The organism is Vibrio sp. V09_P4A23P171, from assembly GCF_963875615.1.
GTDB classification, from domain to species: domain Bacteria; phylum Pseudomonadota; class Gammaproteobacteria; order Enterobacterales; family Vibrionaceae; genus Vibrio; species Vibrio anguillarum.
The window spans coordinates 73294-93529 of the sequence record NZ_CAWNMR010000070.1 but is presented as its reverse complement, the minus strand read 5'-3'; the positions used below and the strand labels follow the sequence as shown (position 1 = coordinate 93529).

Here is a 20236-nt window from a genome sequence, read left to right as displayed (position 1 = left end):
TTATTGGTGGGCCTTTTCTTATTATTTATTGGCATAGAGTAATTGGCTATAGCGTTCTAGCTTCCCAAGCCTAATTTGAGCATTGGCGATAAAGGTGGTTTTTGCTTGGCCCGTTAGGGATTTAGATTGCGGTAAAGAGACCGTTCTTGGGTTTTTGTGTACACCGTTGACCAAAAATTCATAGTGGAGATGAGGGCCGGTGACTCTTCCTGTCCCTCCTAAAGTACCAATCGTTTGTCCTTGCTTGACTCGTTGACCAGTTTTGACCATACGTCGTTGTAAGTGTAGGTATTTGGTAATGTAGGTGTTGCTGTGACGAATAAACACATAATTACCATTAAATTGGTTGTAACTTGATTTCTCAACCACACCATCGCCGGCGGCCCAAATTGGGGTACCAACTGGCGCGGCATAATCGGTTCCTCTGTGTGCGGTGACTTTTCCTGTGACGGGGTGGCGACGCACAGGATTGAAATTCGATGTCACGCGACGAAAATCGATCGGCGAGCGTAAAAAGGCCTTTTTCATGGCCCGGCCATTTTCGTCATAGTAATTGCCTGTTGCATCGTCCAATATTGCTGTAAACGTCGTACCTTGGTTGGTAAAGGCTGCGGCAATGATATTTCCGCGGCCAATTACCTCACCTTCCACCACCTTTTCTTGGAATAGCAGCTTAAATTGGTCACCTTCACGAATATCTAACGCAAAATCCACATCCCAACCAAATATACCCGCTAACTCCATGATTTGGTTTGCCGTTAAACCCGCGCTTATCCCCGCATTCCAAAAATTTGAAGTAATGATCGCTTCGGCATAGTTGTACTGGAACATCAGCTCTTTTTTATCAAACTCAGAAGTAAAGCCATCGCCCGATTTAGTGATACGAAAGGTTTCAAAGGCGCTAATAATGCGATTGAGTTGAACAAGTTCATTATTTTCATCAAAGCCAAATTGCAGCTCATCTCCTGGCTTAAGTCGCGAAAGCTGGCTGTCAATATCACGATTTGTTGCCGTGAGTTGATAGAGTAAGCGAGCCGAAAGCCCAATTCGCTGAAATAATACGGCGGCACTTTCCCCCGATTTAACTTGATAAGTTTCCCAACGCAGCATGGTGGAAGGCGAGATAGATATTCCCGGAGAGAGTGCTTCTGCGTTAATGGTTAATGGATAATGGCGACCAATTTCTAGACGGTTTGGATCCTGAGCGAGATCTTCAGGGTTTGGCAGAAATAGCAGCGCGAAAACCATGAGTGCGCTTAAAAAGGCGATGAGGATTCGATGCACCCAAGGGAGACGAGCGAAAATTGAAAGCATATTTAGGTTCGTTTAGTAAATTATAAAGAAATTAGCTGGTTCGTTAGTCTAACTGGTTTCAAAAAGCATCGCTATTCAAGTAAGATGTTCAACTATTAAATTTTGCCAAATCTGTAGGAGTGAACAAGAATGGCGAGTATTGAAGCGGCTTTAGCTGAAATTAAACGCGGCGTTGAAGAACTAATCCCAGAAGATGAATTGATCGCGAAACTGAAAGAAAACCGTCCACTACGCATTAAATTAGGTGCTGATCCAACGGCTCCAGATATCCATCTTGGACATACGGTGATCCTCAATAAATTACGTGCATTTCAAGATTTGGGCCATGAAGTCACCTTTTTGATTGGTGATTTCACGGGTATGGTTGGTGATCCAAGCGGTAAAAATACCACGCGCCCACCGCTCACTCGTGACGATGTTTTGCGTAATGCTGAAACCTATAAGACACAAGTGTTTAAGATTCTTGATCCGGCTAAAACGAAAATTCAGTTTAACTCTGAATGGTTGTCTCTATTGGGTGCGGAAGGCATGATCCGTCTTGCATCGAACCAAACAGTGGCACGCATGCTAGAGCGCGATGATTTCAAAAAGCGCTACGCTAATGGTCAGCCTATTGCCATTCATGAATTCATGTATCCACTCCTACAGGGTTATGATTCAGTCGCAATGGAGACAGATGTTGAGCTTGGCGGTACTGACCAAAAATTCAACCTATTGATGGGCCGTGAACTGCAAAAAGCACATGGTCAAAAACCACAAGTTGTCTTGATGATGCCACTGCTTGTTGGTTTGGATGGCGAGAAAAAAATGTCCAAATCAGCGCATAACTACATTGGTGTCAGTGAATCGCCAAGTGAAATGTTTGGCAAAATCATGTCGATCTCTGACACATTAATGTGGAGCTACTACGAGCTGCTTTCTTTCCGTCCATTGGAAGAAGTCGCACAGTTCAAAGCTGATGTTGAAAATGGCACGAACCCACGCGATCTCAAAATCTTGTTGGCGAAAGAGATCATTGCACGTTTTCACTCCAAAGAAGAGGCGGATGCGGCTGAACAAGAGTTCATCAACCGCTTCCAAAAAGGTGCGATGCCAGAAGAGATGCCAGAATTTGAATTTGCAGCGGGTATTGCTATCACTAACCTGCTCAAAGAGGCGGGTTTAGTGGCTTCAACGTCTGATGCGATGCGAATGATCAAGCAAGGCGGTGCCAAACAAGATGGCGAAAAAATCGACGACAGCAAAAATGTACCAGCCGCGGGGACTTATGTTTACCAAGTCGGCAAGCGTAAGTTCGCACGAGTTACTGTAAAGTAAAAATCACAGTAAAGTGAACCGTCTATTCATCAAAGCGCCTAAGGGCGCTTTTTTGCTGGGCCTGATCTTGGCATATTAATTAGTCATTAAATCTTCAATCTGAATGGTGTGGTTGGGTATGTGTGAAATTGGAACGCATTGGATGCAAAGATCAGAGTGTATTTCGCCAAAGGCTTTGGTACAATTTGCGCACTGCTAATTGAGCAGTACTTTCGGAGATTTTTATGAACAATACCGACCATCCCCCTAGTATGAAGGGAGAAAAATAACCGCTTTCGGTATTGGCGATCTTCGCTCCTACCTTCAGTGGTAGGGCTTATCTTTTCTGATTTACTCCTCTCGATTTTTCTCCTGCTCTCTAGTTTGAAATGAAAACTTATCTGTGAATTACATTGATGAACAATGACGTCATTGCTCATGTATATATTGCATTTGGGTATCATTTCGATGGTCGTTACCTTTGCCAATCGGGAGATTCGCCATGACGGTAATGAGCAACATTTATATTGAAAATTCACCTAACTTTTCTTTGGAAGAGATTGGTGCGGCTCGTAATGCATTTTTGCAGTACGAACAGCAAAAACAGGTACATTTATTGGCAGTGATGCCTATCGAAGAGGCAGTGGCGATTTTACGTCACTGTACTATTGGTTATGTTCAGCAACTACTCAGTGAATTAGATAAAGGGGGCTATGACATTCGCGCTCGCCATTACGCTAACCAATTGGGGTTTATTTACTCAGAAGTTGAAACGGCGCAAAGCTATTTAACCACTAGCGTGATTGAACATGTGAAGCAGCGTATTGGCTGGATTATTGTATTGGCACTACTTGGTATCGTATCCGGGCTGATTATTACCCAGTACGAAGATACATTGAGCCAGCTTGTGCTCTTAGCTGTGTATATGCCTGTTATTGCCGCTGCAGGTGGGAATACTGGCTCGCAAGCTGCGACGTTAGTCGTGCGCGCGTTAGCGGTTGGTGAATTACGCAAACGTCAATGGTTGCGTGTATTGTGGAAGGAGTGCCGTGTTGCGGTTTGCCTTGCGTTGGCTATCTCTGCGGTGATGGTGGCTCGCATTATGTTGTTTAGTGATGCCAACTCAACCGGAGGCTTTCCACTAGAAAACATTGCGTTTGCAATTGCGGTTGCGCTCTTTATCCAAGTCACTATTTCTACGACAATTGGCGGCTTATTACCCATTGCTGCGCGCGTTTTTAACTTAGATCCTGCGGTATTAGTTAGCCCTGTACTGGCTTCTATCGTCGATATTTCGGGTATGTGGATCTACTTTAACGTGGTGAACTATTCATTAGGACTGAGCTGACTGAACTTAACGACATCTTCAAAGAAGAGCGTCTCAAATTGAGCAATTGGGGCGGTAACACTAGTGTTATCGCCTTGATCTTGCGGATAATAATCAGTGATGAATTGAACAAATAATGTACTCGGTTTTCCTTGTTTATCTAAACCGAAGCCCGCCATGTTATGCGTTCCATAAAGCGAACCACTTTTGGCAATCAGCTGCCCTTGTATAGCTTGGCCACGCATACTACGTCGGTACTGTAAGGTACCGGATTCACCTGCTTTAGGCATGATGTCAATAAGCTTAAGGGTTTGATTATTAATCCAAATGTAATTCAGCACATCCACCATATTTTGTACTGACAGGCGGTTGTTACGTGATAAACCCGAACCATCAGCCAACTGAGCTTGTGCCAAGTTGATACCTGTTCGAGAAAAAAGGATCTGCTTGATCGCCTCGGTGCCATTACTAAAACTGCCGGGTTGAATAAAAAAATGCTGGCCAAGTGTTTTGGTTAAACTGTCAGCAATCAAATTGTCAGACTCTTTAAGCATCATTTCTAACAACGGGTACAGTGGCATAGATTGATGTGTTGCTATCAATGAACCCTTTTCTATGCTCAGTTCATCTTGCTTTACACCCAGCTTAATCTCGCCTATTAATTCAATGCCCACTTGTTTGAGTTGCTTATAAATCATACGCGTTGTGTATAAGTTTGGGTCTTGCACGGCAAACTTTAGTGGCAGAGGTTGTGTTCGCTCGGCCAAACAGCCATCGAGCTGGTAATGGTTCTGCTCTGAAGTACGCAGTTCTAAATCACAGCGAGCGCTCTCTTGTTCAGTCTTAGTAACACTTCTTGCGTAGCTGGTCACGTGAATGGGATAGTGCTCAGGCACATAAACCCGAGTTTTCCCGTTCGGCTGCGTATAAATAGAGGCTTGCACACAATTACCATCCAGAGTGATTGCACTTGATGGGGCGCTATAGCATACCCCCAGAATATCCCAAGGTGATCCAACCGCGCGGTCGTAACCTGAAAAGGCTGAATTATCTAACCAAAGGTTGCCTTTTATTTGTGGGATGCCCTGTTTTTTTAGCTCGCTGAGTAGCTGCTTCATATCTTGGCTGGTTAACGTAGGGTCGCCAGAGAAGTGAATAACAATGTCATCGCCATGTTGAGTTAGCTGAGTCGTGAAGCGAAATTGTTCGCCAAGCTCTAGCGTGGCGGCAAGCGCGGTGAGCATTTTTAAAGTGCTGGCAGGAGGGAAAAGCGCTTGTATGTTATTAGTATCTTGAAAAACCTGTTCAGTGGCTAAAGAGTGAACGAATAAACCCACCCGAGTACCTTGTGGCAGTGTTTGCAAAGGCGTATACGCCAAAGTCGATAAAGGAAGGAAGAAGGAGAGGATGAATAAAAAAGCACTGCGGTTTAATAAGAGCATGACACGGCATTTCAGGGCGGAATGTGCATACAGTATAGCGAGATAAAAAAACGCCTGCTAGCAAGCAGGCGTTTTAAATCTATGACATTAAGCCAAGAATTAGAAGTCGTAACGTAGACCTAGTGCTAGTTCGTCTTCAGCTTGAGCTTTAGTGATATTTGCATCAGAGTCATCTAGTAGGTTGAAGTTGTACGAGATGTACGAACGGAAGTTAGGTTTGAAGAAGTAAGTTGCGTCAACTGCAAAGTTATCTGCTTCATCTGCTTTATTGCCAGAAGTTTTAGATTCTAGGTAGTTGTAAGTAGTAGTGAATACAGCTTGACCCATAGTGTATTTTGCTGCTAGCTCATAACCAGTTTTATCTTTTTTGCTATTTGCTGCTTTGTCTTGACCATCAACAAAAGTACCAGCGAAGTAGAAATCAGAGATAGCGTAAGACGCTGCTAGCATATATTGATCAGAAGACGCATTCGCTGCTGTATCTTGATCTGCGTAACCCGCACCTAGCACAACGCCAGTGTCACCGATTGCATAGATAGCCGATAGAGAGTAGCCATCTGCATTGTTGTCTGTGTATTCAGCATTCCACGCATCGCCTGTTTTGTCTGCAGAACGATCAGCAAAACGGTAGCTTGCTTTAACGCCTAGATCAGCAAATTGACCTTTATAAGCAACCATGTTGTCTACGCGGTCTGCTACAGCGATTTTATACGCTGCTGAGTTGCCGTGGTAAGCCATGATATCAGTAAAGTCAGTGATAACACCTAGCGCGCCGTCATTTTTACCGTAAGTCACTTCACCGAAGTTACCGCCGATACCAGCATAAGTGTAACGGTTATCAACAGTGTTTGAACCTCTTACGTCCTTACCGCTAGCATCAGTGTCTGCTGTTGTAAACTCACCTTCGTAGAAACCAACGCCGTATAGGCTGTCGTTGATCGCTACTTTACCTAGGAAGTTTAGACGTACGCGTGATGCATCGTCCGCTTTACCATCTTTAAGAGAAAGACGTGCTTCTGCGCGGCCGCCCATTTCTAGAGATGTACCGTCTTGGTTGTATAGCTCACCAGCATTTACACCAGTTACTACTGCAGCAGCTGATACTGCTAAAGCAATCAGAGTTTTGTTCATCTTATTAGTCCTAATTTACTGTCCATAAATATTTTTATTTGCGACGTCTATATCGTCCTTCGAGTGCTTTTGAACATTGAGTTGCATAGGTTGGGTTTTGTAAACCTTCACTAACGTACAACCAAACGTTACTAGCATTTCGTGTTCTACTTTTTACTCTTAAGTTCCGAAATTAGTTAGTAAAATGATATAAAACAGGTTTATGAACACTGTTTTATTTCGTGTAAATAAATATCAAGTCTTTGTTTTTTATTTGGTTTATTGGTTTTTATCAACTGGTCTGAATAGTTTGTTTTTTATTTTTTTTTAGTGAAGTGGGTCGGTTTTTTGTGCAAAAGCATTCGTGAAAATGAGCTTTGTGTCTGTTTTTTATCACTTTCCCCCAAACTCATTCACAGAAACCTGACAGGGGTCACGTGTGATTTAAGATGATTTAGTCACGAAGTTTGATTACACTGATTAGCAACTATGTTAATCCATGTACTACCTAACCTTTGTTGTGTTGGGTAGTTTTGTTTTGCCCAAATACGAATTTTGGCATTAGAGGTATAAAATGGAAAAAGTTCCAATGACAGTTCGTGGTGAACAATTGCTGCGCGAAGAGTTAGATAGGCTGCTAAAATTACGTCCACAAATTACCCAAGCTATTGCAACCGCACGTGAACTTGGCGACCTAAAAGAAAATGCGGAATATCACGCTGCTCGAGAAGAGCAAGGTATTTGTGAGGCTCAAATTCGTGATATTGAATATAAGCTATCTGTTGCTCAGGTGATCGATATCACTAAAATGGAAAATACAGGCAAAGTGATTTTTGGTTCAACAGTGACATTGATTGACAGTGATACTGATGAAGTGAAACGCTACCAGATTGTGGGTGAAGATGAAGCTGAGATTAAATCTGGGCGCATTTCTGTCAGCTCACCGATTGCCCGCGGTTTGATCGGTAAAATGGAAGGTGATGAGGTGATTATCGCTACTCCCGGTGGTGATAAAGATTTCGAAATCGATAAAGTTGAATACCTCTAATTCATTTCAACAACAATCAAAAAGGTCGCAGTGTGCGACCTTTTTTTGTCTGTATCCATCAGAGTCAGAGCGTCGATAACGCGACTGATTACTTACGAGGGATCTCGATTTTACGTTGCTCGGTTTGACGAAATAGTACGAGAATCTTACCAATGGTTTGTACTTTTTCTGCGCCAGTCTCACGCACGATAGCATCGATAATCAACTGCTTAGTTTCGCGATCTTCGGATGCTACTTTCACTTTGATCAGTTCGTGGTGGTTGAGGGCAATCTCGATTTCCGCTAGAACAGCCTCAGTGAGTCCATTCGCGCCCATCAGTACAACAGGTTTCAAACTGTGTGCTAGGCCTTTAAGGTGCTGCTTTTGTTTGGTGCTTAGGTTCATTATGCGGCCAATTTTATTTAATATAAGGGTTGAAAAAAGCTATTTTAACGCCATCTATCCCTGAAGACTATATTTTCTACCATACTTTCTTGGATGGAAACATTTCAGTTAGGAATCGAATGAGTAAACAGAAGCATTCGGCCAGCTCTAGTCGCTGGTTGAAAGAACATTTTGATGATAAATACGTGAATGAAGCCAAAAAGAGAGGTTATCGTTCGCGTGCTATTTTCAAAATAGAAGAGATTCAAAATAAAGATAAACTGCTTAGGCCAGGAATGACTGTTGTGGATTTAGGGGCGGCTCCCGGTGGGTGGTCTCAATATTCAGCGGGTATCGTCGGTGATAAAGGCCGAGTGATCGCGTGTGATATTTTGCCGATGGATCCTATTGTTGGCGTTGCTTTCTTACAAGGCGATTTTCGTGAAGAGGCCGTGCTGGACGCACTATTAGATCGTATACAGCCTGATATGGTTGATGTGGTGATGTCAGACATGGCACCTAACATCGCCGGAAATAATTCGGTTGATCAGCCAAGGGCAATGTATTTGGTTGAACTAGCTCTAGATATGTGTCGACAAGTTCTTACTCCAAATGGTAGTTTTGTGGTCAAGGTTTTTCAGGGAGAAGGCTTTGATGATTATGTCAAAGAAGTTCGAAACCTGTTTAAAGTCGTGAAAATAAGAAAACCAGACTCTTCGCGAGCTCGCTCAAGAGAAGTCTTTGTTGTAGCCACTGGTTACAAAGGTTAACGTTTTTGCTGTACAAGGCATAAGTTAACATATGGCTACAGGTTACAAACTGTAGTACCCTACCTTTAATTACAATTAGTTATCGCGAGGCTTACACCTTGAGTGATATGGCAAAAAATTTAATTCTGTGGCTAGTTATAGCTGTCGTTTTAATGTCGGTATTCCAGAGCTTTGGCCCTGGTGATAGTAACGGCAAAGCAGTGGATTACACCACGTTCGTACAGGAAGTTGGCCAAGGCCAGATTCAAGAAGCTCAATTTAACAATAGTGAAATTTCCTTTACTCGTAGAGGCGGCGGTACTCGCTATGTAACTTACATGCCCGTGTACGATCAAAAACTGCTTGATGATTTGATTAATCAAAACGTTAAAGTACAAGGTACACCACCAGAAGAGCAAAGTTTGCTCGGGACCATTTTTATCTCTTGGTTCCCCATGATCCTACTGATCGGTGTTTGGATATTCTTCATGCGTCAAATGCAAGGTGGCGGTGGCAAAGGTGCCATGTCATTTGGTAAGAGCAAAGCTCGTATGATGAGTGAAGAGCAAATCAAAACCACGTTCGGTGATGTGGCTGGTTGTGACGAAGCGAAAGAAGATGTGAAAGAGCTTGTGGATTACTTGCGTGATCCGAGTCGCTTCCAAAAACTGGGTGGGAAAATTCCAACGGGTGTTTTGATGGTTGGTCCTCCTGGTACAGGTAAAACATTACTGGCAAAAGCAATTGCTGGTGAGGCGAAAGTACCGTTCTTCACTATATCTGGTTCTGATTTCGTTGAAATGTTTGTCGGCGTCGGTGCATCTCGTGTACGTGACATGTTCGAGCAAGCGAAAAAGGCTTCACCTTGTATCATCTTTATTGATGAGATTGATGCGGTAGGTCGTCAACGTGGTGCTGGTGTCGGCGGCGGTCACGATGAGCGTGAGCAGACTTTAAACCAAATGTTGGTTGAAATGGATGGTTTTGAAGGCAATGAAGGCGTTATCGTCATTGCGGCAACCAACCGTCCAGACGTTTTAGACCCAGCATTGCTGCGTCCGGGGCGTTTTGACCGTCAAGTGGTGGTCGGTTTACCTGATGTTCGCGGCCGTGAACAGATCTTGAAAGTTCATATGCGCAAAGTACCTTTAGCTGGTGATGTTGAACCTTCATTGATTGCTCGCGGAACACCGGGTTTCTCTGGTGCCGACTTGGCGAACTTAGTGAACGAGGCGGCGTTATTCTCTGCTCGCGGTAACAAACGCAATGTTTCAATGGTTGAGTTTGAGTTAGCAAAAGACAAAATCATGATGGGTGCTGAACGTCGTTCGATGGTGATGTCTGAAGAAACTAAAGCATCAACAGCTTATCATGAAGCAGGACACGCCATTGTTGGTCGTTTGGTACCTGAACATGATCCTGTTTATAAAGTATCGATTATTCCACGTGGTCGAGCTTTAGGTGTGACGATGTACTTGCCTGAACAAGACAGAGTTAGCATGTCGAAGCTGCATCTTGAGTCTATGATTTCAAGCTTGTATGGCGGTCGTTTAGCGGAAGAGTTAATTTACGGCCCAGAAAACGTTTCAACTGGTGCATCAAACGATATCGAACGTGCGACAGCCATTGCTCGTAAAATGGTTACTCAATGGGGCTTTTCGGAAAAACTTGGCCCATTGTTGTATGCAGAAGATGAAGGTGAAGTCTTCTTAGGGCGCAGCGTGACTCAAACTAAGCATGTGTCTGAAGATACTGCTAAGTTGATTGATGACGAAGTTCGTAAAATTATTGACCGAAACTATGATCGTGCGCGTAAAATCCTTGAAGAGAATATGGATATTATGCATGCAATGAAAGATGCGTTGATGAAATACGAAACGATTGATGCAGGCCAAATTGATGACTTAATGGAGCGTAAAACCGAGATTCGCGAACCTGCAGGTTGGGCTGATCAAGCCAAAGCTCAAGCAGAAAAAGCGGAAGCGGAAAAAGCTCAAGAGCCAAAAGTAGAGCCAGCAGCAGAAGACGAAGTAGCCACTGAGTCCTCAGAAAAGAAAGATGCTGAGTAATCGTTAATATTCAAATTAAACCCCGAGCTTTCTCGGGGTTTTTGTGTTTTAGAGCAAAATGAAGATTCAAACCCCAACAAAGACACTTATCCTCGATCGTCCTCATGTCATGGGTATCTTGAACATGACTCCGGATTCATTTTCCGATGGTGGAAAATTTAACGCGCTAGATTTGGCACTAGAGCATGCCGATACAATGATTGCCGCAGGTGTCAGCATTATTGATATTGGAGGGGAGTCAACTCGGCCGGGGGCTCCAGAAGTGACTCTCGATGACGAATTATCTCGTGTTATTCCTATTATTAAAGCTATTCGTGCAAAGTATGACGTCTGGATTTCAATTGACACCAGTAAAGCTGAAGTGATGCGTCAGGCGGTTGAGGCTGGTGCTGACTTGATTAATGATGTTCGTGCACTGCAAGAGCCGGGGGCATTAGAGGTTGCGGCTAAAGCACAAGTGCCTGTCTGTATCATGCATATGCAAGGCCAGCCACGAACGATGCAAACCAGCCCACATTATCAAGATGTGTTAGCGGATGTTAAGCTCTTTCTAGAAGATCGAGTCGCAGCGTGCGAGCGCGCAGGGATCGCGCGTGCAAATATTATCCTCGACCCCGGTTTTGGATTTGGCAAAACCATTGAGCATAATTATTATCTGCTTGCACATCTAGACGTATTTCATCAACTAGGTTTGCCGATATTGGCTGGGATGTCCCGTAAGTCAATGATTTTTAAACTACTCAATAAAAAACCAGCTGAATGTATGGTGGCGAGCGTTACCTGCGCGGCTGTAGCGGCAATGAAAGGTGCACAGATTATTCGTGTCCATGATGTGAACGAAACCATTGAAGCAATGAAAATAGTACAAACCATTATTCAAAATAGTTAACAATAATAATTAAGGAAAAATCATGTCTGACAAAAGACGTTACTTTGGTACAGATGGTGTCCGCGGTAAAGTTGGACAGTATCCTATCACTCCCGATTTCGTATTAAAACTTGGCTGGGCGGCTGGACGTGTATTGGCAAAACAAGGCACGAAAAAAGTCATTATTGGTAAAGATACGCGTATTTCAGGTTATATGCTTGAGTCGGCTCTAGAAGCGGGCTTAGCCGCTGCAGGATTAAAGGCGATTTTTACCGGACCTATGCCGACGCCAGCTGTTGCTTACCTGACTCAAACCTTTCGTGCCGAAGCGGGGATCGTGATCTCAGCGTCGCATAACCCTTATTACGATAACGGCATCAAATTCTTCTCATCCGAAGGGACTAAATTACCTGATGAAATTGAATTGGAGATCGAAGCTGAATTGGATAAACCGATTGAGTGTGTCGAGTCTGCCGAACTTGGTAAGGCTTCACGTATGGTCGACGCTGCAGGGCGGTATATCGAGTTTTGTAAAAGTACCTTTCCATCGCAATGGAATTTATCAAAGCTGAAAATCGTCGTTGACTGTGCTCATGGTGCCACCTATCACATCGCGCCTAATGTCTTTAAGGAACTTGGCGCTGAAGTGATAGCAATGGGGGTTGAGCCAGATGGTCTGAATATTAATGACGAAGTTGGAGCAACGGATGTCCGCGCGTTGCAACAGCGCGTTGTGGCAGAAAAAGCAGATTTAGGACTGGCATTTGATGGTGATGGCGATCGCTTAATTATGGTTGATGAGCTTGGCAATAAAGTGGATGGAGATCAAATTGCCTATATCATCGCCCGTGATGCCCTGAGACGTGGAGAATTAAAAGGTGGTGTTGTTGGAACGCTAATGACAAACCTTGGTATGGAAAACGGCTTAAAGCAGTTAGGTATCCCTTTTGTGCGAGCGGCGGTTGGTGACCGTTATGTGATGGAAAAATTGCTGGCAAAAGGTTGGAAAATTGGCGCAGAAAATTCAGGGCACATCATACTGCTAGACAAAGTGACTACGGGTGATGCGATTGTTGCGGCGTTGCAAGTTCTTGCTTCCGTTGTGGGTAGTGAAATGTCGCTCAATGAACTGGCTAAAGGCATGACGCTTTACCCGCAGGTTTTAGAAAACGTACGTTTTAGTGGTGATTCCAACCCATTAGAAGCCGAAGCGGTAAAAGCGGCTGTAGCTGCCGTAGAAGCGGAACTTGGTAACCAAGGTCGAGTGCTCTTGCGTAAATCAGGTACTGAACCTTTATTGCGCGTGATGGTGGAAGGGGAAGATGCTGAGCTAGTAAAAAATTCAGCATTAAAGATAGCGCAAGCGGTTAAAGATAATTGCTAACCAGACAAATAATATGAGTTAACCTAGGATTTCATGACCGTAATTTGGCTTGAAATCTTATGGTTAGCTGTACACATAGGGTGTTGTTGCCCTTTTTTTAACCGCTTGAAGCATAAACTCCATTTTTTTATAAAATACTCCTTGTCAGCATGGGATGCATTCGTTAGTATTGCGTCCGCCTTCGTTGAGGAGGTCGCTAGCCTTGTTCAAGTCAGTTGATAAGAACGGCGCTGGCTCAACTATTTGGAACATAGGTGGAAGTAATGTTTACAGTTCTACTTGTGATTTACCTGTTGGCAGCGCTTGGTATCATTGGCCTAGTGTTAATTCAACAAGGTAAAGGCGCAGATATGGGAGCCTCTTTCGGTGCTGGCGCGTCAAACACTGTGTTTGGTGCTAGTGGCTCAGGAAATTTCCTAACCCGAATGACTGCAATTTTTGCAACCGTATTCTTCATTCTTAGTTTGGCATTGGGCAATTTGTCTACGCATAAAACTGAATCACAATGGATTGACCCAACTAAAGGTCAAGTGATTGAGCAAACTACGGATACAGCGAGTGACGTTCCAGTAAAATCTGGTGACGAAATCCCGCAATAACTTATCTTAGATAAGTACAAATAATTGCCGAGATGGTGAAATTGGTAGACACACTAGCATGAGGTGCTAGCGCCTTAGGTGTGAGGGTTCGAGTCCCTCTCTCGGCACCATTATTTACAAACTTGTAAATCACTTGATAGAGCGTATAATGCTCGCAAGTCGGACGCGGGGTGGAGCAGCTTGGTAGCTCGTCGGGCTCATAACCCGAAGGTCGTCGGTTCAAATCCGGCCCCCGCAACCAATTCTTTTTGGGTTTTGGATGCAAGTTTGTGCAGTGTCAACCTCACTGCAATTGAGAATTTAGATTCTCAATCATCAGGGTCCAGCAACAAAAAACCCCGACTAATCGGGGTTTTTTGTTATCTGAGTTTCTCAAGTATGAGATTTTCAGATAGTTGCTTGGAATTTAAATTGGGCTCTGTGCCCTTTTTTTGTTTCTGGAGTGGTTTAAATGACTGGTTTAGAAAGACAACTTACTGAAATGCTTGACGCTCCAGTAGCGGCATCAGGTTATGAGTTAGTTGGATTAGAATTTATTCGTGCCGGAGAGCACTCAACATTACGCATCTATATTGATCATGAAAACGGTATTAACGTTGATGATTGCGCAGAAGTGAGCCATCAAGTGAGTGCTGTGCTCGATGTTGAAGATCCAATTTCTGTGGCTTACAACCTAGAAGTTTCTTCACCAGGTTTAGAGAGACCACTTTTTAAAGCAGCGCATTATGAACAGTTTATTGGTCACGAAGTCAGCATCGTTTTGAAAATGGGTGTCGGCAACCGTCGCAAATGGAAAGGAATTATCCATTCTATTGATGGCGAAACCGTTGCAATTAGCGTTGATGGGAAAGAAGAACTATTTGCGCTAAGCAATATTTCTAAAGCTAACCTGATCCCTAAATTTTAGTTCTCCTAGAGAAAAGAGCTTAAGAGGCTAGATTAAATGAGTAAAGAAATTTTAGCGGTAGTTGAGGCGGTTTCGAACGAGAAGGCCGTACCTCGTGAGCGTATTTTTGAGGCGCTTGAAACTGCGCTTGCCACATCAACAAAGAAGAAACATGAAATTGAAGTCGATGTACGTGTTGCTATCGACCGTAAAACGGGTGAGTTTGAAACTTTTCGCCGTTGGTTAATCGTTGAAAATGTTGAACATCCAACAAAAGAAATTTCATACGATGCAGCTAAATACGACGACGAAACAGCTGAACTTGGTCAATATATTGAAGATCAAATTGAATCAGTGACCTTTGACCGTATTACAACACAAACAGCAAAACAAGTTATCGTACAAAAAGTGCGTGAAGCTGAACGAGCGCAAATCGTCGAACAGTTTATTGATAACGAAGGTGAGTTGGTTACTGGCGTTGTTAAGAAAGTAAACCGTGATTCGGTTATTCTGGATTTAGGTAATAACGCTGAAGCGGTTATTTTACGTGATGACCAGCTACCGCGTGAAAACTTTCGTCCAGGTGACCGAGTTCGTGGTCTGCTATATGCAGTACGCCCTGAAGCGCGCGGATTCCAACTCTTCATTACTCGTTCAAAACCAGAAATGCTCGCTGAGCTATTCCGTGTAGAAGTGCCAGAAATCGGTGAAGAGCTGATTGAATTGAAAGCCGCGGCTCGTGATCCGGGTTCGCGTGCGAAAATTGCAGTCAAAACCAATGACAAACGCATTGATCCTGTGGGCGCGTGTGTCGGTATGCGTGGAGCACGTGTTCAAGCCGTATCGAGTGAGCTCGGCGGTGAGCGCATTGATATCGTTCTTTGGGATGATAACCCAGCTCAATTTGTTATCAATGCAATGGCACCAGCAGATGTTGCATCGATCATCATGGATGAAGATACGCACTCAATTGATATTGCTGTTGAAGCGGATAACCTAGCGCAAGCAATCGGTCGTAATGGTCAAAACGTACGTCTCGCTTCTCAACTGACTGGTTGGGAATTGAATGTTATGACGGTTGCTGATCTACAGAAAAAACATCAAGAAGAATCGATGGCTTCTATTGAAAACTTCATGAAGTACCTCGATATCGAGCAAGACTTCGCTGAGTTATTGGTTGAAGAAGGCTTCTCAACGCTTGAAGAAGTGGCTTATGTGCCAGTTGCTGAGCTACTTGAAGTTGACGGCCTAGATGAAGATATCATCGAAGCATTGCGTACTCGCGCGAAGAATGCGTTGACCACGATTGCGCTAGCACAAGAAGAGTCTTTTGAAGGGCTAGAGCCAGCAGAAGATCTGCTCGCACTAGAAGGTTTAGAGCGTGAAATGGCCTTTAAACTCGCAGCGAAAGGCATAGTCACATTAGAAGATCTTGCTGACCAAGGTATTGATGACCTCGAAAATATTGAAGGTCTAACAGAAGAGCGTGCAGGTCAATTGATCATGGCAGCGCGCAATATTTGTTGGTTTAGCGAAGAAGAATAATTCTCAGCAAGGGGAGAGAGCGGCATGACACAACTTACAGTTAAAGCACTGAGTGAAGAAATTGGTACGCCAGTTGACCGCTTGTTAGAACAACTTGCTGATGCAGGCATGAACAAAACGAGTTCTGATAACGTTTCTGATGATGAAAAACATAAGTTATTGTCACATCTTAGAAAAGAGCACGGTGATACCACTGGTGACTCAGAGCCGACTCGTTTGACGTTGCAGCGAAAAACACGCAGCACATTGAGCGTCAATGCTGGCGGCGGCAAAAGTAAGAATGTTCAAGTTGAAGTGCGTAAAAAACGTACCTACGTTAAGCGCAGTGCAGTAGACGATGAAGCAACACGTGAAGCGGAAGAAGCCGCGCAACGTGAAGCGCAAGAATTAGCAGCGCGTGAAGCACAAGCAAAAGCAGAGCGCGAAGCCGAAGAAAAAGCAAAGCGTGAAGCCGAAGAAAAAGCGAAGCGTAAGGCACAAGAGAAAGCGAAGGTTGAAGCACAAACGAATGCAACAGCTAACGCGGATGAGAAAGCAAAACGTTCTGCAGTGAAACCAGAACTTTCTGCTGAAAATAAAATGAAGCAAGAAACAGCGCGAAAAGAAGCCGAAGAGCTTAAACGTCGTCAAGAAGCCGAAGCATTACGTAAAGCTGAAGAGGAAAGTCAGCGCCAGCTAGAAATAGCACGTGAATTGGCTGAGAAGAATAAAGAGCGTTGGTCTGCTGAAGAAGAGAAAAAGGGTAGTATGGAAGAAAATACAGATTACCATGTTACGACTTCAACGTATGCACGTGAAGCCGAAGATGAAGCAGATCGCCGTGAAGAAGGTGCTAGCCGTAAATCTACGAAAGCTAATAAGAGCAAAATCTCATCGCAGGATGATAAGCAAGAGCGCGGTACGCGCCGAGGCAAAGCTCGTAAAGGTCGTATGGCTAAACCTGCATCGATGCAACATGGTTTTGATAAAACAGCGGTTGTCGCTAAGCAAGATGTTGTGATCGGTGAAACGATTGTTCTTTCTGAACTGGCAAACAAAATGTCAGTGAAAGCAACTGAAGTTATCAAAGTGATGATGAAGATGGGCGCAATGGCAACCATCAACCAAGTGATCGACCAAGAAACCGCGCAATTAGTCGCTGAAGAAATGGGTCATAAAGTTCTAATCCGCAAAGAGAATGAACTGGAAGAAGCGATCCTTTCTGACCGTGATAACAAGTTTGAAGCAGTGCCTCGTGCGCCAGTTGTTACTATCATGGGTCACGTTGACCACGGTAAGACATCAACACTTGATTACATCCGTCGCACACACGTTGCATCAGGCGAGGCCGGTGGTATTACTCAGCACATTGGTGCTTACCACGTTGAAACACCAAACGGTATGATCACCTTCCTTGATACTCCTGGACACGCTGCGTTTACTTCAATGCGTGCTCGTGGTGCTCAAGCGACAGATATCGTTGTATTGGTTGTTGCGGCAGATGATGGCGTAATGCCACAAACGGTTGAAGCGATTCAACATGCGAAAGCGGCGAATGTGCCACTTATCGTTGCAGTAAACAAAATCGATAAAGATGGCGCGAACCCAGATGGCGTGAAAAATGAGCTTGCTCAACACAACATCATTCCTGAAGAGTGGGGCGGTGAGAACATGTTTGTTCACATCTCTGCGAAACAGGGAACCAATATTGAAGGCCTACTAGAAGCTATCCTACTTCAAGCTGAAGTTCTTGAGCTTCATGCTGTTAAAGATGGTATGGCGTCTGGTGTGGTAGTTGAGTCTCGTCTTGATAAAGGCCGTGGCCCTGTGGCAACTGTTCTTGTTCAATCAGGAACACTACGCAAAGGCGACATCGTACTGTGTGGTCAAGAATATGGCCGTGTTCGTGCGATGCGCGACGAAACTGGTAACGAAGTTACGGAAGCGGGCCCATCAATTCCTGTTGAAATTCTAGGTTTGTCTGGTGTTCCAGCTGCCGGTGATGAAGCAACAGTAGTTCGTGATGAGCGTAAAGCACGTGAAGTGGCAAATTATCGTCAAGGTAAATTCCGTGATGTGAAGCTTGCACGTCAGCAGAAATCTAAGCTTGAAAACATGTTCTCTAACATGACAGCGGGCGAAGTGGCTGAACTGAACGTGGTACTAAAAGCAGACGTTCAAGGTTCGGTTGAAGCCATTGCTGATTCACTGCGTAACCTTTCAACTGATGAAGTGAAAGTGAACATCGTGGGTTCTGGTGTGGGTGGTATCACAGAAACTGATGCAGTACTTGCAGCAGCTTCTAACGCTATCGTACTTGGCTTTAACGTTCGTGCTGATGCATCAGCTCGTCGTACTATCGAATCTGAAAACTTAGACCTACGTTACTACTCAATCATTTATCAATTGATTGACGAAGTAAAAGCGGCCATGAGCGGCATGCTAGCACCAGAGTTTAAGCAAGAGATCATTGGTCTTGCTCAGGTTCGTGAAGTATTCAAATCACCTAAACTAGGCGCAGTTGCTGGTTGTATGGTGACTGAAGGCGTTATCAAACGTAATAGCCCTATCCGTGTTCTACGTGATAACGTGGTTATCTACGAAGGTGAGCTTGAGTCGCTACGTCGCTTTAAAGATGACGTGCAAGAAGTGAAGAATGGCTATGAATGTGGTATCGGCGTTAAGAACTACAATGATGTTCGCGTTGGTGACCAAATCGAAGTCTTCGAAACAGTGGAAATTAAACGTACACTGGATTAATTGACTGACGTTGCTGTATTGAAATAGACAGTAATCGGTTGTTGAATACACCATGGGGGGCTGGGTTGAACCATCCCCCCATTCTTTCTATATGTGAGAAAAGATATGTCAAAAGAATTTAGCCGCACGCAGCGCGTATCCCAACAGCTGCAAAAAGAACTCGCCATGATCATACAACGTGAAGTCCGTGACTCACGCTTAGGTATGGTGACTATTTCAGAAGTCGAAGTGTCACGTGACCTTGCTTATGCAAAAGTGTTTGTGACGTTTCTATGCGTTGGTGAGCAGACCCCAGAAAGCTGCTTAGCTGCGTTAAAAGAGCATGAAGTTCATATCCGCATGATGCTTGGCAAACGTATTCGCTTACGTTTGACACCAGAAATTCGCTTCACTTATGACAATACTTTGGTTGAAGGTATGCGCATGTCCAACTTGGTGACTGAAGTGGTCAGCAATGATAAGCGCAGACAGAAAGATGCAGGACGTGAAGATGAAGCGTCTGCAGAAGAAGGGAATGAATAGATGGCTCGTCGTCGTAAAGGTCGCCCAATCAACGGGGTAATTTTACTGGATAAGCCAACGGGTATCTCCTCGAATGATGCCTTACAAAAAGTAAAACGTATTTATTTTGCAGAAAAAGCCGGACACACTGGCGCGCTCGATCCTTTGGCAACAGGAATGTTGCCTATTTGCCTTGGTGAAGCGACAAAATTCTCTCAGTTTTTACTTGATTCAGATAAGCGTTATCGAGTCATTGCAAAACTGGGTGAGCGAACCAATACCTCTGATTCAGACGGAGAGGTAGTGGAAACACGCCCTGTCAATGTGCAATTAAATACCCTGCGAGAGTGCATCGAGCGTTTTCGTGGTGAAACCGACCAAATTCCGTCAATGTTTTCTGCACTGAAATATCAAGGCCGTCCTCTATATGAATACGCTCGTGAAGGCATTGATATTCCGCGCGAATCTCGAAAAATCACTGTCTATGATATTGAATTGATCCGTTTCGAAGGTGATGAAGTTGAAATGGATGTGCACTGTTCGAAAGGCACGTATATCCGCACTATCGTGGATGACTTAGGTGAAATGCTTGGTTGTGGCGCACATGTGACCATGCTGCGTCGTACTGCGGTCGCGAAGTACCCATATGAGAAGATGGTGACTTTAGAGCAACTTGATGCATTGCTGCAACAGGCGCTGCGTGATGATGTCGCACCGAAAAATGTGTTGGACTCGTTATTGATGCCAATGGACAGTGCGGTGCAAGATTTGCCGGAAGTTAACCTTATTCCAGAGTTGGCAGACATGGTACAACATGGCCAACCAGTGCAAGTGTTGGGTGTGCCACTTGATGGCACAGTGCGCATGACTATGGGTGAAGAGAAACTCTTTATCGGTGTGGGTGAAATTGACCAAGATGGTCGTGTTGCGCCTAAGCGATTGGTCGTTTTTAGAGACGAAGAGTCGCTTTAAATAGCTATTGCTTAACGTTGGGG

17 protein-coding genes and 2 tRNA genes are annotated in these 20236 nt (G+C 44.3%); 15 read left to right on the top strand and 4 right to left on the bottom strand.

The features are described 5' to 3' along the window. Positions 1-21: 21 nt before the first annotated feature. Positions 22-1314, bottom strand: coding sequence for a peptidoglycan DD-metalloendopeptidase family protein (locus tag AACT23_RS16410; RefSeq protein WP_017048386.1), 1293 nt, complete (start codon positions 1312-1314; stop codon positions 22-24). 129 nt (positions 1315-1443) lie between these two features. Between AACT23_RS16410 and tyrS the strand changes: the two genes are divergently transcribed. After that, positions 1444-2631: a tyrosine--tRNA ligase gene (tyrS, locus tag AACT23_RS16405; RefSeq protein ID WP_013857629.1), complete on the top strand. Its 1188-nt coding sequence runs from the start codon at positions 1444-1446 to the stop codon at positions 2629-2631. A 481-nt stretch (positions 2632-3112) separates the two neighbouring features. Then, a complete protein-coding gene (locus AACT23_RS16400) occupies positions 3113-3958 on the top strand; it encodes a magnesium transporter (protein ID WP_026027515.1) in 846 nt (281 codons plus the stop codon). Here AACT23_RS16400 and dacB read toward each other — a convergent pair. After that, positions 3937-5379: a serine-type D-Ala-D-Ala carboxypeptidase gene (gene dacB, locus AACT23_RS16395; protein ID WP_094128732.1), complete on the bottom strand. Its 1443-nt coding sequence runs from the start codon at positions 5377-5379 to the stop codon at positions 3937-3939. The genes AACT23_RS16400 and dacB overlap by 22 nt on opposite strands. Before the next feature lie 99 nt (positions 5380-5478). Next, positions 5479-6510 carry a porin OmpU gene (gene ompU, locus AACT23_RS16390; protein ID WP_094128729.1) on the bottom strand — a complete coding sequence of 344 codons (1032 nt, stop codon included), beginning with the start codon at positions 6508-6510 and terminating at the stop codon, positions 5479-5481. 553 nt (positions 6511-7063) lie between these two features. On the opposite strand from ompU, the gene greA reads away from it, so the two are divergent. After that, entirely contained in the window at positions 7064-7537 is a 474-nt protein-coding gene (gene greA, locus AACT23_RS16385) for a transcription elongation factor GreA (RefSeq protein ID WP_013857625.1), read from the top strand. An 88-nt stretch (positions 7538-7625) separates the two neighbouring features. Here greA and yhbY read toward each other — a convergent pair whose 3' ends face one another. Beyond that, entirely contained in the window at positions 7626-7922 is a 297-nt protein-coding gene (gene yhbY, locus AACT23_RS16380; protein ID WP_010318529.1) for a ribosome assembly RNA-binding protein YhbY, read from the bottom strand. 119 nt (positions 7923-8041) lie between these two features. Here yhbY and rlmE point away from each other — a divergent pair, with 119 nt between their 5' ends. The 12 genes from rlmE to truB all read left to right on the top strand — a co-directional run bounded on the left by rlmE (position 8042) and on the right by truB (position 20213). Next, entirely contained in the window at positions 8042-8671 is a 630-nt protein-coding gene (gene rlmE / locus AACT23_RS16375) for a 23S rRNA (uridine(2552)-2'-O)-methyltransferase RlmE (protein ID WP_047690104.1), read from the top strand. A gap of 98 nt (positions 8672-8769) precedes the next feature. After that, positions 8770-10719, top strand: a complete 1950-nt coding sequence (gene ftsH / locus AACT23_RS16370) for an ATP-dependent zinc metalloprotease FtsH (RefSeq protein WP_017049783.1) — start codon at positions 8770-8772, stop codon at positions 10717-10719. Positions 10720-10777: 58 nt separating this feature from the next. Then, on the top strand, positions 10778-11608 hold the full coding sequence (folP, locus tag AACT23_RS16365; RefSeq protein WP_019283238.1) for a dihydropteroate synthase: 831 nt from the start codon (positions 10778-10780) through the stop codon (positions 11606-11608). A 22-nt stretch (positions 11609-11630) separates the two neighbouring features. Next, positions 11631-12971 (top strand): phosphoglucosamine mutase, encoded by a 1341-nt coding sequence (gene glmM / locus AACT23_RS16360; RefSeq protein WP_088720912.1) that lies wholly within the window; start codon positions 11631-11633, stop codon positions 12969-12971. A 263-nt stretch (positions 12972-13234) separates the two neighbouring features. Next, the gene (gene secG, locus AACT23_RS16355; RefSeq protein WP_010318534.1) at positions 13235-13570 is read left to right on the top strand and encodes a preprotein translocase subunit SecG; all 336 of its coding nucleotides are present in this window, start codon (positions 13235-13237) and stop codon (positions 13568-13570) included. 26 nt (positions 13571-13596) lie between these two features. Continuing rightward, positions 13597-13680: transfer RNA gene (locus tag AACT23_RS16350), tRNA-Leu, on the top strand. A gap of 54 nt (positions 13681-13734) precedes the next feature. Next, positions 13735-13811: transfer RNA gene (locus AACT23_RS16345), tRNA-Met, on the top strand. A gap of 210 nt (positions 13812-14021) precedes the next feature. Further along, positions 14022-14477 (top strand): ribosome maturation factor RimP, encoded by a 456-nt coding sequence (gene rimP / locus AACT23_RS16340; protein WP_013857619.1) that lies wholly within the window; start codon positions 14022-14024, stop codon positions 14475-14477. Between the two features lie 36 nt (positions 14478-14513). Continuing rightward, positions 14514-16001 (top strand): transcription termination factor NusA, encoded by a 1488-nt coding sequence (gene nusA, locus AACT23_RS16335; protein ID WP_013857618.1) that lies wholly within the window; start codon positions 14514-14516, stop codon positions 15999-16001. Between the two features lie 24 nt (positions 16002-16025). Beyond that, positions 16026-18740 (top strand): translation initiation factor IF-2, encoded by a 2715-nt coding sequence (infB, locus tag AACT23_RS16330; protein WP_094128726.1) that lies wholly within the window; start codon positions 16026-16028, stop codon positions 18738-18740. Between the two features lie 105 nt (positions 18741-18845). Beyond that, positions 18846-19262, top strand: a complete 417-nt coding sequence (rbfA, locus tag AACT23_RS16325; RefSeq protein ID WP_026028089.1) for a 30S ribosome-binding factor RbfA — start codon at positions 18846-18848, stop codon at positions 19260-19262. Continuing rightward, positions 19263-20213, top strand: coding sequence for a tRNA pseudouridine(55) synthase TruB (truB, locus tag AACT23_RS16320; protein WP_013857615.1), 951 nt, complete (start codon positions 19263-19265; stop codon positions 20211-20213). The last annotated feature ends 23 nt before the right edge of the window (positions 20214-20236 follow it).